The organism is Bacillus cereus group sp. N24 (assembly GCF_016483345.1).
Lineage (GTDB): Bacteria > Bacillota > Bacilli > Bacillales > Bacillaceae_G > Bacillus_A > Bacillus_A toyonensis.
The window spans coordinates 34,121-47,739 of sequence record NZ_JAEHCA010000014.1; the positions used below are offsets into that span (position 1 = coordinate 34,121).

A 13,619-nucleotide genomic window follows, 5' to 3' on the forward strand; every position below is an offset into this window, starting at 1 on the left:
TGTATTTTGATTTCAATTAAAGAAAGGAATTTTCTATATGACTTATAAAATGATTGTTTTAGATTTAGATGATACTTTATTACGCGATGACCATACAATTTCACCTCGTACGAAAGAAGCTTTAATGACAGCACAGGAGCGCGGCGTTAAAGTTGTACTTGCTTCTGGGCGCCCAACGTTTGGTATGCGCAATGTTGCAAAAGAACTTCAATTAGAAGAATATGGTAGCTTCATTCTATCCTTTAACGGAGCAAAAATTATTAACTGTAAAACAAATGAAGAAATCTTTAGTAGCACGCTATCTCCTGAAATCGTTCACAACCTATTTGAAATTAGTAAAACTGAAGATGTATGGATTCATACTTACATTGGCGATGATATCGTAACAGAAGAAAATAATCCGTATACTGAAATTGAGGGCGACATTACTGGTATGCCAATCGTTGTAGTAGATGATTTTAAAGCCGCTGTAACAGAGCCTGTAGTAAAAGTATTAATGAACAAAGAAGCTGAACGCCTTGTTGAAGTAGAAAAGAAACTACAAAAACAACTAGAAGGCCAATTAAGCGTGATGCGTTCAAAACCATTCTTCTTAGAATTTACTGAATATGGGGTTACAAAAGGAACAAGCCTAAACCAACTCATCCAAAAACTTGGTATTAAACGCGAAGAAGTTATCGCAATGGGCGACAGCTATAACGACCAAGCGATGATTGAATTCGCAGGTCTTGGTGTTGCAATGGGTAATGCGCCAGATGATATTAAAGAAATTGCAAACTATGTAACAGATACAAATATGAACGATGGCGTTGCAAAAGTTGTAGAGAAATTCGTTTTAAAAACAGAAGTACTTGTTTAATATTTTCATTCATAAAACCTATTTGAAGTCAAACACTTCAAATAGGTTTTTATTTAAATTCTCGTGCTTTTGTGACTATATTTTGAACTTTGCACTATTCTCGTAGTGTAAACTTTCTTTTTGTATATAATGAAACAAAATAGACTATTTTATTTTGAAAAAGAATACAAATTTACTATAAACAAGCATACGTTAAAGGAGGCTACTTTACATGTTATCTACACCAATCGGACGATTAAGAGCAATTGGACTAGTTGAGGGGATTTCTTTCCTATTACTATTATTTGTAGCAATGCCATTGAAATACTTCGCAGGATTTGCAACAGCTGTTAAAATTACAGGCATGGCTCATGGTGTTCTATTTATTCTATTCATCTTTGCAGTCATTCAAGTAACAATCGTACACCGTAAATCAATTTTATGGGCACTTGGGGCATTCGTTTCATCAGTTATCCCATTTGGTACTTTTGTACTAGATGCAAAATTAAAGAACGAGCAACAATGATAATAAAAAGGTAGTTAACGACTGTTAACTACCTTTTCTATTTACCCCGATTGGTGAGGGCTGATAATCAGTAGGGGGTGAACAAAACCCCCACTGATTAAAGTTTCACTTTACAAATTTGGAATTTCCCAATCAATTTCTCTCTCATCCATATTAGCTAAAATCGTATTTACTTTAGAGTACGGCTTACTTCCAAAGAAACCACGTCTTGCTGACAATGGGCTTGGATGTACAGATTCGATAATATGATGATTTGGATTCGTAATTAACTTCTTCTTCGCCTGTGCATGGCGTCCCCACAATATGAAAATAACTGGTTTTTCACGTTCATTTAATAGCTCAATTACACGATCAGTGAAATGCTCCCATCCTTTTCCTTTATGAGAATTTGCTTCACCTTGCCGAACTGTTAATACAGTATTTAATAATAAAACTCCTTGCTCTGCCCACTTTACTAAATAACCGTTATTTGGAATGCCATACCCATATTCATCTCGAAGTTCTTTATACATATTTAACAACGACGGTGGCGTTTTAATACCGGGTTGCACAGAAAAGCTTAAACCATGCGCTTGATCCGGTCCATGGTATGGATCTTGTCCTAAAATAACGACCTTTGTATTTTCATAACTTGTATACTCTAGAGCGTTAAAAATATCTTCTATCTTTGGATAAACAACATGTGTACTGTATTCTTCTTTCAAAAAATTAGCCAATTTGCGATAATATTCTTTCTCAAATTCTGGTGCCAATAACGGCCCCCAATCATTTTTTAAAACATTTTCCATACTGTCACTTCCTGTCTAATTAATTCAACATATCCTGTTTTATAAATACTACGAACGAAATAATAAGGGAAACAACTGCCCAAACAGTTAAATTCATCAAAGAAAATCCCATCGATAAACCTTGTAATGCAGGTAATTTTCCTGATAAATAATCCGTTAATGATAGGTTCACACTAAAAATATATTTTGCGCCTTCCCAAGACGTTGCAAATGAACTTAAAATACCACCTGCAATTAATGCAGCTAACATAACACCCATACCAGCTGGTGTATTGCGAATTAAAACAGAAACCATAAACGATATAGTTCCGACAACGATAGCAACAAACCAGGCCAGGCCATACGCCATTAAGATGTATTGCCACTGCGGAATAAGGTGCACAAAGTTCGTATTTAACGTTTCCTTATCAATGACAAATCCAGTTAAAACAGGTAAATTCCATCCCGAGTACCCAAATACAAGCCCTGATAATATGTAAGCAAACAAGCCTACAAGAAGCAGTATGAGCGAAATGAAAAATAACATCGTTACGTATTTACTAAGGAGTATTTTCCAGCGCCGAATCGGCCGCGTAAGTAACATCTTCATCGTCCCATCGCTTCGTTCTCCTGAAACAATATCAATAGCGACAATCATTACGAGAAGTGGAATAAACAATGTAATTCCTTGTTCAATAAACGCTCTTACAAAAGTCGGTGCGCCCGGCGCCATCGGGTTAATATCATGATCTAAATAATATTGTTGTTGCTCCACTCTTACCTTTAACCAATCACGCCATTCTTCTGGTAATCTAGAGTTGTTCAAACGGTTCTGAGAATCAACAATTTGTTGTTGTAATGAAACTTTCCAATCCGTTGTACCGAGCCTTTTTTGTGTCGTTTCTATTTCACGATACTGCGCATACACGAAAAGTGGAATTAAAATTGCTAAAATAAGCATGACAACAAAAATACGTTTCTTACGATAAATTTTCTCCGATTCATTTAAAACTAGATTCGCAAATTCACGCATGCTGCTCACCCCTTGTGAGTTCAATAAATAAATCTTCTAGCGTAAATACAAGCTCCTTAACGCTGTGCACATCTATCCCATTTTCTACAAAGCGTTTATTCCATCTACTTATAGATGCAATATCCATGCGGCATAGTAAGCGCCCACCTTCTATACTCACTTCTCTTACTTCCTCATCCTCTTCTAACATACCTTTCGCCTTAGAAATTGGTGTAACAATCCACTCTACACGATCACTTGCTGTTTTAATTAACTCTTCAACCTTGGCAACTGTTATCATTTTTCCTTTATGAATAATAGCGACTCGATCACATATCATTTGTACTTCACTTAGCAAATGACTTGAAATAAACACACTCATGTTTTCTTCTTTCACAAGCTTATGTATAAATTCCCTAAGTTCTCTAATGCCAGCTGGGTCTAAACCATTTGTTGGCTCATCTAATATGAGCAATTTCGGATTTCCAAGAAGCGCCTGCGCAATTCCAAGGCGCTGTTTCATGCCGAGTGAGTACGTTTTTACCTTATCGTGAATTCTTTCATCCAAATGAACCATTTGAGCAATTTCAATAATACGTTCATCTGATATACCACCTAGCATACGAGCAAATTGCTTTAAATTTTCCCAGCCTGTTAAATATGTATACAGTTCCGGGTTTTCAACGATACTCCCAATTTGACGCATCGCTTCTCTGAAATTTTCCTTAATAGAATAACCACCGATAGAAATCGTACCTTCTGTTTCTTTAATCAATCCAACTAACATTCGAATGGTAGTCGTTTTTCCGGCACCATTCGGTCCTAGGAAACCGAACACTTCCCCTTGTTTTACATCGAAAGAAATATTCTCTACAATTGCCTTCTTTCCAATAACCTTCTTCACGTCTCGTACGGAAAGTATCGTCGTCATTTTACCCCTCCTTGTTCTAGTTTTAACTTACTCACAACATTTTGAACTAATCGTTCTGCCATATATGTGTACCCTACTTCATTCGGGTGAAAATGATCTGAGTATAATAAATCCTTTCCGCGGTTTTGGAATAAATCAAATGTCGGTGTAATATATACATTTTTATCATTTAAAGCTAACTTCTCTAAAGAAGCGTTCCAATCCACAACAATGTTTGAAGACCCTTTTAAATCTTCTACATCTTCAAAAGGATTATATAAACCTAGCCAAAAAATAGGGCTATCTGTATTTAACTTACGAATTTCGTCTATAATTTTCTTAGCTTCATTTTGGAACGTTTCCGTATCAGGACGGTATGTTTCTAAATCTATCTTTCCAAGCGATTCCCAGCCTGGAAATAAATCATTTCCGCCAATCGTTAAAACGATCACATCTGCTTGCTTAATTGAATATTGAGCACCGTTGCTTTCAATTTGTTTTAATAAATCGGGCATTTTCGCACCACTCACTGCCAAGTTAGTTAGTGCAACCTTTTGCTTATAATCTTTTTGTAAATCTTCTTTCATTCGTCCAATATAGCCAATTCCTTCTTTATCACCAACGCCGCGCGTTAACGAATCACCTAAACTAACGACTTGCAATGTTCCCTTTTTCTTTTTCTCTTTTGCTACTACATCCGTTTTCTTAATTAAACTTGAAGCTTTCGGATTTAATACATCATTTACACCTGAAACAAAGCCATATGCAAATAAACAAAAAGATGCAATTGTAATGAGTAGGATTACTTTTACTACTTTTGATCTCATATCAAAACCCCTTTTAGCCCTCTTAGATTGTCCATAATTATACCAAACGAAATTTTGAAAAGCGATTTTCACACCTTCTCTATCACGTCGTTTCTCTATTTACTAACTTTGGTAATAACTCTATATGTTTCACATCTAATTTCTCTGCATTAATCTTTTCATATAATAATTCAAACGCTTTTATCCCGACATTTTTACTAGGATGGGAAATTGTTGTTATACCTAATATATCTGCTACCTCTTGATCGTCACATCCGATAATCGTCATATCTTCTGGAATTCGAATTCCTTGTTTTTTTGCTTCTGTTACCATTCCCGCTGCAATATGATTACAAGATACAAGAAACGCCGTTGGTTTTACAGACATACGAGCCCATTCTCTAATTACGTTACGTCCATCTTCCACCGTAAAACACCCTTCAAATTTCCAACTCTCTAACGGTGTTACGGTACTCTGTTGAAGCGAATCTGCATACGCCTTTTTTCGTCTTTGGCTATTAATGCTATTACTCCTTCCAATGCAATATCCAATACGTGTATGACCGACATCTATTAAGCTTTTCATCCCATGCGAAAATACTTTGTAGTAATCAATATGCACACTTGAAATGCATTTCGAATCTATTTCTTCACACATAACAATCGGGCCGAATTTCGTATATTCTTCAAGTTTCTCCTTACTATTTGCACGGGAACATATAATAACCCCATCAAGCTTTTTCATTTTTAACATATGCAAAATTTCTAGTTCTCTTTCTTCGCTGTAATTTGTCTGGCAAAGCATCATATTATAATTATTCTTTGCTGTTTCTTTTGATATCCCCTCAATAATAGCACTATAATATTGATCATTTACGTGTGGCAATAAAACGCCAATTACATTCGTTTTTCCTTTCACTAAATGAATCGCGTTCACATTTTGCGTATAATTCAATTCCTCTATAATCGCTAAAATTTCTTTTCGTTTCTGTTCATTTACGTACGGATGATTATTTAGTACACGTGAAACAGTTGAAACAGATACTCCAGCAAGTTCAGCAATCTTTCTTATATTTGTCATCTCATTTTCCCCTTCTTACAAAAATTCTCCCTTGACCTGGTAAGCTTTCCACAATATATCCTTTCCTAGCAAATACATTTAGAAAGGATATACAACTATGCTTCGATTTAAATTAGAATATATATTTTTCATTGGCGGTTTACTCATTCTCGCCATCGGTATTAATATGATGACGACAATTACTTCCTTTGGACTTAGCCCTTACGATTCCTTCTTTATTGCACTATATCAAAATTTCGGGATAAGTATTGGTTTTTGGATTTTCATGATTAACTTTGCTTTTACACTTATCGTACTCTTTTGGAATAAAAAACAAATTACAATTGGCACAATTGTAACGATGATTCTTATTTCTCTTTTTGTTGACTGGATTGGTTCCATTACAATTATTATGGACGCTCTCCTCTCTCTTCCAAAATATATAACACTTATTTGTGGAAATCTATTTGTCGGAGCTGGCATTGGCCTTTATGTCTCAACAAACCTTTGCGCAGCACCTCAAGAAGCTTTCGTTTTAACAGTTGCTGAGAAGAGAAAATGGACGTTTAGAAAAACAGAGATTTCATTGGCTTTTCTATTTTTAACATTAAGCTTCTTATTAGATGGACCTATCTATTTTGGAACAATCATCTTATCCTTTACAACAGGCTGGATTATCCAAGCATTTATTCAAGTTGGTACGCAGATTTTAAATAAAAAAGAGCCTATTAAGCAAGCCGCTTAATAGGCTCTTTCTGTTTTATGGTAAGAGATACTACTTAGCATCCCCTTCAATTCGATAGTTCGCTTTCAAACAATCTATTTCTTCATACCCTTGCAACGTATGTAGAATATAATCATAATCAGCAAGAGACGCACGATGCGTTACAATCACAATTTCAGCCTTTCCTTTCTCTTCAAGCGGCATTTGAATAATTTTCTCAAAGCTAACTCCGCGCTCAGAGAACAATGAAGTAATTTTTGCAAATACACCAATTTCATCTTTTACATGCAGTCTTAAAAACTTTTTCACGACAATTTCGTCTGGCTCTTTTAATACTTTTTGATATTGCGGGACTACAGCACTATTTCCTGTTACCCCTAGTCTAATATTTTGCATCACAGCAACCAAATCCGAAACAACCGCTGTTGCTGTCGGTAAGCTTCCTGCTCCCGGCCCATAAAACATCGTTTCTCCTACCGCTTCACCGTACACATACACAGCATTATATTCATTTTGCACTGCCGCAAGGGGATGTGTATTGGGAAGTAAAGTCGGTTCAACTGTAACCTCTAATTTTTCGCCATCTCTCTTTGCAAGACCAATTAATTTAATTGTATAGCCTAAGCTCTTACTATATTCAATATCTTCTTCTGTAATAGAAGTAATTCCTTTTACTTTCACATCTCCAAGCTCTACGTTTGTAGAGAAACCGAGAGTAGCTAAAATCGTCATTTTTCTTGCCGCGTCTAAACCTTCTACATCTGATGTTGGATCTGCTTCTGCAAATCCAAGTTGTTGGGCTTCTTTTAACACGTCGTTATATGCTCTCCCTTCATCTGACATTTTCGTCAAAATAAAATTTGTCGTTCCATTTACAATTCCCATTACTTTCGTAATAAGATCTGAAGAAAGTCCTTCTACGATGCTTCGCAAAATCGGGATTCCTCCAGCTACACTTGCTTCATAAAACAAATCAGCCTTATTATCCTTTGCTACTGCTAATAGTTCCGCTCCGTGTAACGCCATTAAATCTTTATTTGCAGTCACAACGTGCTTCCCACTTTGTAAAGCTTGTAAAATATATGCCTTTGCATCATCAATGCCACCCATCACTTCGATGACAACATCAATATTTGGATTATCTAAAATTTCATTTGCATTTTGTGTTAATAGAGTAGAAGGTACCTCTACCTCTCTCTCTTTCTCAATGTTTTGCACCAATACTTTCGTTACCTTCACTGGACAACCTACTTGGTGTATAAGTCGCTCTTGATGATCTGTAATAATACGAACTACACCGCTACCAACTGTCCCAAGACCTAATAGACCAACCTGAATTTCTTTCATAATACTGTCCACCCCTCAAAAATTGTGTTTAGATGAAATTATATGAGTGAAAAATCTGAAAAACAATGTATTTTGAACATTCGGAAAAATAAAGAGTAATCCTTACAAAGAAAACGTTGCCACGTGTTACACAATCTTTTTTTACAATACATAAGGGGTTTCTTGATACACGTAATAATTCAACCAATTAGAGAATAATAAATTCCCATGACTCCTCCACCTAACAAGCGGCTTTTCATCTGGATTATTATGTTTAAAATAATTTTTTGGCACGTCAATATTTAACCCTTTGTCACGATCTCGTTCATATTCTTGTTTTAACGTCTCACAACTATATTCACTATGTCCGAGGGCGAAAACTTGCCTTCCTTCTTGCCCAATAACAAGGTGAACACCAGCTTCTTCAGAGTTTGCTAACAACGTTAATTCTTTCACCCCTCTAATATCACTCTCTCGTACTTCTGTATGACGGGAATGCGGGGCAAAAAACAACTCATCAAACCCCTGTAACAGTTTCACATGTTGCTCACAGACTTCATGTTCAAATACGCCGAACATTTTTTCCTTAAGGGGATACTTCGGAACGCCGTAATGATGATACAAACCAGCCTGTGCCCCCCAGCAAATATGAAGCGTGGATGTTACATTCGTTTTTGAATACTCCATAATACGTTTAAGCTCTTCCCAATAATCTACTTCTTCAAAAGAAAGAGTTTCAACTGGTGCTCCTGTAATAATGAGCCCATCAAATTTTTCATTTTCAATATCACGAAACGTTTTATAAAAGCTTGTTAAATGGTCCTGCGCTACATTACGAGACAGATGTGATTCCATATGAAGCAAATGAACATCTAATTGCAACGGTGTATTTCCAATTAATCGAAGTAATTGTGCCTCTGTGTCTTGCTTCGTTGGCATTAAATTTAATATAGCAATTTTCAATGCCCGAATATCTTGTGTTTCTGCTCGTTCCTTCGTCATTACAAAAATATTTTCTTTTTGCAATACTTTACGAGCTGGTAAGTCTTTATCAATTATGATCGGCATGTTGTTTGCCTCCGACTAATGCCGCTTCTAAATCTGCAATAATATCAGAAACATCTTCTATACCAACCGATAAACGAATTAAATCAGATGTAACACCAGCTAAACGCTGATCTTCAGCACTTAATTGTCTATGCGTCGTACTAGCAGGATGTATAACACAAGTTCTTGCATCAGCTACATGCGTTACGAGAGTCGCTAGTTTTACATTTGCGATAAATTCTTTTGCTGCTTCTAATCCACCTTTAATACCGAAAGTTAAAACTCCACTAGCACCTTTTTTCAAATACTTTTGTGCTAACGAGTAATTTTCATTACTATCTAACCCCGGATAATTCACCCATTCAATACGTTCATGGTTAGCAAGCCACTTGGCAACTGCGAGAGCATTTTCGCTATGACGCTCCATTCGTAAATGCAGTGTTTCTAAGCCAATATTGCTAATATACGCATTGAATGGGCTCATACAATTTCCATAGTCTCTTAACAGCTGAACACGTGCTTTCACAATATAAGCTGCTGCCCCGAAGTTTTGAACATAGCTTACGCCGTGATAACTTGGATCTGGTTCAACAAGCTCAGGATATTTCCCTTTTGTCCAATCAAAATTTCCTCCGTCAATTACAATGCCACCTAAAGAGCTTGCATGCCCATCAATATATTTCGTCGTAGAATGAACAATAATATTTGCTCCATGTTCGAACGCTTGGCATAAATAAGGAGTCGCTAATGTGTTATCAACGATAAAAGGTACTTCCAGCTCCTTGGCTGCATCTGAAAATTCTTTGAAATTTAAAACGTTCATTGCTGGATTTCCTAACGATTCTGCATAGATGAGTTTCGTCTTATCATTAGCAAGTGCCACAATTTCATCTGCTGCTAAATTTGGATTAAAGAACGTAACATCAATGCCAAGCTTACGTAAACTTACTCCAAATAAATTAAACGTCCCCCCGTAAACTGTTGAAGAACAAAGAAGATGATCTCCACTACTACAAATATTTAAAACTGCTAGCATAATGGCTGCCTGCCCAGAAGCTGTTGCAACCGCTCCTACACCGCCTTCTAAATCTGATAACTTCTGCTCGAATGCAGCTAGAGTAGGATTGCCAATACGCGTATATATATATCCTTCTGCCTCTAAATTAAATAGTGCTGCTAAATCATCCGACGTATCGTATTTATACGTTGTACTTTGATAAAGCGGCAAAACACGTGGTTCACCATTCTTTGGTGTATAGCCACCTTGCACACAAATCGTTCCTTTTCCCCATGATTCTCCCATCTCTCATTCTCCTTTCTTTTATACAAAATAAAAAACTGCCCCTTTCCTGAAAATAAGAAAGGAGCAGTTTGAAAACACGCTCTAAAGGCTCTTTCTTATCTCTCAGGATTATTACCTGCAGGATTTGGCACAATTCCGTTATACGGCTGTTGCCAAGGTTTCATCGGGCCTGTCCCTCCACCTTTTCTTGATAAGACTATGCAATTACCGTTGATTTTATAGCAATAATTTCCTAATGTCAATCGATTTTTCCGAATGTTCTAAAATAAACGTTAACAGTTTTATAGAAAGCAACAAAAGAAATATATTCCATTCTATTTCAAAAAAGACCTTTAAAAAACTCAAATCAATCTATAAAATTAAATAAGTAACTTAAACTATAAATTCAAAAAATCGCCCTACATGTTGAATAAGCAATCCTCTCAAAAAGATACTATACATATTCAATCCATTTCACACTAACATCTGCAACCTTTTCCTACTAAAACTTGCATAACGGAGGTATAACATGACAAATACAAAAGACATGCATTATATAATCGTCTTATATGGCATTCTTCTAGGATCCATAGTAGGCGCTACAGTCTGGCTATTTTTAGTTACGATAAATATCGGGATCCATTTTATTTGGGGTTATTTACCTAGCGTTTTCTCTTCCCCCCCTTATTACACCCTTTGCGTAACCACAATCGGCGGGATTCTTGTTGGTTTATCACAAAAATACTTTGGTACATATCCACGTCTTATGCCAGAGGTTATGGATGAATATAAAAAAACAGGTAGGATTGAATACCGTTTTGTCCATCAAGCTACTTTAACTGCGATTATTGTCTTAATATTTGGGGCTAGTCTCGGTCCAGAAGCCGCACTTGTTGGAATTATTGGCGGACTTTGCACATGGGTTGGTGATCGCTTTAAATTTGCTTTAAAGGGAATGAATGAACTAACAGAGGTTGGAATTGGTGCTACTTTAAGTGTCATTTTTAATGCACCATTATTCGGTTACTTGGCCCCAAATGAAAATGAGAGTGAGCAAATTAACGAATTTTCTAAAGGAAAAAAAGCAATAGTATACTTAACTACTACTTTTGCAGGTTTTTCTGTTTATTTACTACTGAGTAAACTCGATAATCGAGGATCCTTTATTGTTGATTTTGGAGAAGGTTCACTTTCTTTCAATGAATGGATCGCATTTCTCCCGCTTGCTAGTATTGGTGCTATAATTGGTTTCTTTTATTTCAAATTAGAATTCATATTAGAGAAGTTAATTCATCCTTTTACAAAGTACAAAATTACACTTGGAATTATCGGTGGTATTTTATTAGGAATTGTAGGCACTTTTCTTCCGTACACATTATTTTCAGGGGAACATCAATTAAAAGAATTAGTTGTTGAATGGGGGCATTTATCCTTTTGGATACTACTTCTTTCAGGAGTTTTAAAGCTATGCATTACTGCCGTTTGTTTAAATACGGGGTGGCGTGGTGGACATATTTTCCCAATTATATTTTCAGGGTCAAGTATTGGATACGCTATAGCTTCTATTCTTCCTATAGATCCAGTAGCATCTGTGGCCATCGTAACGACAGCGATTTCGAGCTATGCGTTACGAAAGCCAATAGCTATAACTTTGCTATTACTTATGTTTTTCCCGCTTAATTTACTATTACCAATGCTCGGGGCAGCAGCGATTGGTAATGCATTTCCGCTTCCTAAACAGAACGAAACTACAAATTAATAAAGTGAAACTTTAATCAGTAGGGGTTTTGTTCATCCCCCACTGATTATTAGCCTTCACCAATCGGGCGTATAAATCTTCAAAACTATGCACTTCATATGTTGGCACAATCTCGCTATCATTTAATTTCTTTTCTGGATTAAACCAACAAGTATCAATTCCCGCTACATATCCACCTTTAATATCGGCGCTTAATGAATCCCCAATAATAAGCCCTTCTTCAGAAGCAAAGTTAGGAATCCGTTCAAAAACATAATCAAAATACTCTTTCATCGGCTTTTGAAAACCTGTATCTTCAGAAACAAAAATACCTTTAAACAATGAATGTAACCCTGCATTACGTAAACGTTTATCTTGCGTCTTAGAAACGCCGTTTGTCACTATATATAAATCATACTCATTTTGAATTTGATTTATAAATTCAAATGCACCTTGTATGAGTTGATTTCCTTCTTCTAAGTAGCTACGGTAATTATTTTCGAATAATATCCCATCTACTTCTTCCCCGTACTCTTTGAATAAAATGGAAAAACGTGTATTTACAACTTCATCGCGGTTGATTTCGCCTTTTTCAAAAACATCCCAAAGACCTTTATTAACTTTTTTATAACGCGCTTCAACCTCACTAGTTAGAGGAATCCCTTTCTCCTCAAAAAGCATACGTAATGCCACTTTCTCCGTCTTCTGGAAATCTAACAGTGTATCATCTACATCAAACAACAATGTTTTATATTTTTTCATAAACCCCTCACACTCTCTTTTCTACAAAAACAAATTTAAGTAAACCGTATCATTCTTTCTTGTAAAAATAATAGGAGATATCTCATACTAAATATGAGGTGAAAATATGAAAGTCAGCAAAAACAATGAAGAAATTTCTCATTACATGCAAACTTACAATCTCCACACTCTTTTTTCTTTTGATGTCTTACCGTATGCTGAGCTACATTCCTTTCAAAAGAAAGAAAAGATATGTACTGAAGGGGTTGATTTCCCTTATCTTTATTATTTAATTTCTGGGAAAGCAAAAATATATATGAGTCACAAAAACGGAAAGGTTTCATTAATTAACTTTATTCAAGCACCTTCGTTCATTGGAGAATTAGGATTAATTGGTGTAGAATCCTTTACTAAAGCAGTTGAGGTAATCGATGATTGTATTTGCTTAGCACTTCCTCTTAAAGATTGTCAGCATCTTTTATTGCAAGATGCTACCTTTTTACAGAAACTATGCAAATTCATTGGCGAAAAAACAATTGCCCGAACAGAAAGTTATGCAAAAAACAATAGTTATCCGTTCGAAAATCGATTAGCGACGTTTATTCTATTAACAGAACAAAATAATTGCTATACCGAAAAACATACCGAAGCCTCAGAATACTTAAACGTCAGTTATCGTCACCTTTTATACGTATTAAACCAGTTTTGCCAGCAAAATTATTTAAAAAAAGAAGGCCGAACATATTATATACAAGATCGAAGTCAATTAGAAAAACTTGCTGATGAGTTAAAAATATAAAGAAACAGCATTAACGTTTATGTTAATGCTGTTTCTTTGAGTG

General features: G+C 35.8%; 14 protein-coding genes and 1 riboswitch. Of the genes, 5 read left to right on the forward strand and 9 right to left on the reverse strand.

The genetic code is table 11. The features are described from left to right. Positions 1 to 37: 37 nt before the first annotated feature. Both JDS95_RS19305 and JDS95_RS19310 read left to right on the forward strand, forming a co-directional pair. Positions 38 to 859, forward strand: coding sequence for a Cof-type HAD-IIB family hydrolase (locus JDS95_RS19305; RefSeq protein WP_085450931.1), 822 nt, complete (start codon positions 38 to 40; stop codon positions 857 to 859). 211 nt (positions 860 to 1,070) lie between these two features. Continuing rightward, on the forward strand, positions 1,071 to 1,364 hold the full coding sequence (locus JDS95_RS19310) for a DUF3817 domain-containing protein (RefSeq protein WP_000953396.1): 294 nt from the start codon (positions 1,071 to 1,073) through the stop codon (positions 1,362 to 1,364). 110 nt (positions 1,365 to 1,474) lie between these two features. On the opposite strand, the gene JDS95_RS19315 is transcribed toward JDS95_RS19310, so the two are convergent. The 5 genes from JDS95_RS19315 to JDS95_RS19335 are packed head-to-tail and all read right to left on the reverse strand — an operon-like array spanning position 1,475 to position 5,940. Then, positions 1,475 to 2,152 carry a uracil-DNA glycosylase gene (locus JDS95_RS19315; RefSeq protein WP_000432539.1) on the reverse strand — a complete coding sequence of 226 codons (678 nt, stop codon included), beginning with the start codon at positions 2,150 to 2,152 and terminating at the stop codon, positions 1,475 to 1,477. A 19-nt stretch (positions 2,153 to 2,171) separates the two neighbouring features. Beyond that, the gene (locus JDS95_RS19320) at positions 2,172 to 3,164 is read right to left on the reverse strand and encodes an ABC transporter permease subunit (protein WP_144467585.1); all 993 of its coding nucleotides are present in this window, start codon (positions 3,162 to 3,164) and stop codon (positions 2,172 to 2,174) included. After that, positions 3,157 to 4,074, reverse strand: coding sequence for an ABC transporter ATP-binding protein (locus JDS95_RS19325; protein WP_085450930.1), 918 nt, complete (start codon positions 4,072 to 4,074; stop codon positions 3,157 to 3,159). Before JDS95_RS19325 ends, JDS95_RS19320 begins: the two co-directional genes overlap by 8 nt. Next, the gene (locus JDS95_RS19330; RefSeq protein WP_134853382.1) at positions 4,071 to 4,952 is read right to left on the reverse strand and encodes an SGNH/GDSL hydrolase family protein; all 882 of its coding nucleotides are present in this window, start codon (positions 4,950 to 4,952) and stop codon (positions 4,071 to 4,073) included. Before JDS95_RS19330 ends, JDS95_RS19325 begins: the two co-directional genes overlap by 4 nt. A gap of 10 nt (positions 4,953 to 4,962) precedes the next feature. Next, the gene (locus JDS95_RS19335; protein WP_085450929.1) at positions 4,963 to 5,940 is read right to left on the reverse strand and encodes a LacI family DNA-binding transcriptional regulator; all 978 of its coding nucleotides are present in this window, start codon (positions 5,938 to 5,940) and stop codon (positions 4,963 to 4,965) included. Positions 5,941 to 6,037: 97 nt separating this feature from the next. Here JDS95_RS19335 and JDS95_RS19340 point away from each other — a divergent pair, with 97 nt between their 5' ends. Then, entirely contained in the window at positions 6,038 to 6,664 is a 627-nt protein-coding gene (locus JDS95_RS19340; protein ID WP_199690723.1) for a YczE/YyaS/YitT family protein, read from the forward strand. A gap of 30 nt (positions 6,665 to 6,694) precedes the next feature. On the opposite strand, the gene JDS95_RS19345 is transcribed toward JDS95_RS19340, so the two are convergent. From JDS95_RS19345 to JDS95_RS19355, 3 genes are all read right to left on the reverse strand, one after another. Continuing rightward, a complete protein-coding gene (locus tag JDS95_RS19345) occupies positions 6,695 to 7,990 on the reverse strand; it encodes a homoserine dehydrogenase (protein WP_000659112.1) in 1,296 nt (431 codons plus the stop codon). Positions 7,991 to 8,131: 141 nt separating this feature from the next. Next, positions 8,132 to 9,037 (reverse strand): homoserine O-acetyltransferase MetA, encoded by a 906-nt coding sequence (gene metA, locus JDS95_RS19350; protein ID WP_001121528.1) that lies wholly within the window; start codon positions 9,035 to 9,037, stop codon positions 8,132 to 8,134. After that, positions 9,021 to 10,319, reverse strand: a complete 1,299-nt coding sequence (locus tag JDS95_RS19355) for a bifunctional O-acetylhomoserine aminocarboxypropyltransferase/cysteine synthase (RefSeq protein WP_000504769.1) — start codon at positions 10,317 to 10,319, stop codon at positions 9,021 to 9,023. Before JDS95_RS19355 ends, metA begins: the two co-directional genes overlap by 17 nt. Positions 10,320 to 10,411: 92 nt before the next feature. After that, positions 10,412 to 10,516: riboswitch (SAM riboswitch) on the reverse strand. Between the two features lie 311 nt (positions 10,517 to 10,827). On the opposite strand from JDS95_RS19355, the gene JDS95_RS19360 reads away from it, so the two are divergent. Beyond that, positions 10,828 to 12,057 (forward strand): chloride channel protein, encoded by a 1,230-nt coding sequence (locus JDS95_RS19360; RefSeq protein WP_000185591.1) that lies wholly within the window; start codon positions 10,828 to 10,830, stop codon positions 12,055 to 12,057. Positions 12,058 to 12,069: 12 nt separating this feature from the next. Here JDS95_RS19360 and JDS95_RS19365 read toward each other — a convergent pair whose 3' ends face one another. Then, positions 12,070 to 12,798 carry a YjjG family noncanonical pyrimidine nucleotidase gene (locus JDS95_RS19365; protein ID WP_000760210.1) on the reverse strand — a complete coding sequence of 243 codons (729 nt, stop codon included), beginning with the start codon at positions 12,796 to 12,798 and terminating at the stop codon, positions 12,070 to 12,072. 106 nt (positions 12,799 to 12,904) lie between these two features. Here JDS95_RS19365 and JDS95_RS19370 point away from each other — a divergent pair, with 106 nt between their 5' ends. Continuing rightward, the gene (locus JDS95_RS19370; protein WP_000868706.1) at positions 12,905 to 13,576 is read left to right on the forward strand and encodes a transcriptional regulator YeiL; all 672 of its coding nucleotides are present in this window, start codon (positions 12,905 to 12,907) and stop codon (positions 13,574 to 13,576) included. Positions 13,577 to 13,619: the final 43 nt, after the last annotated feature.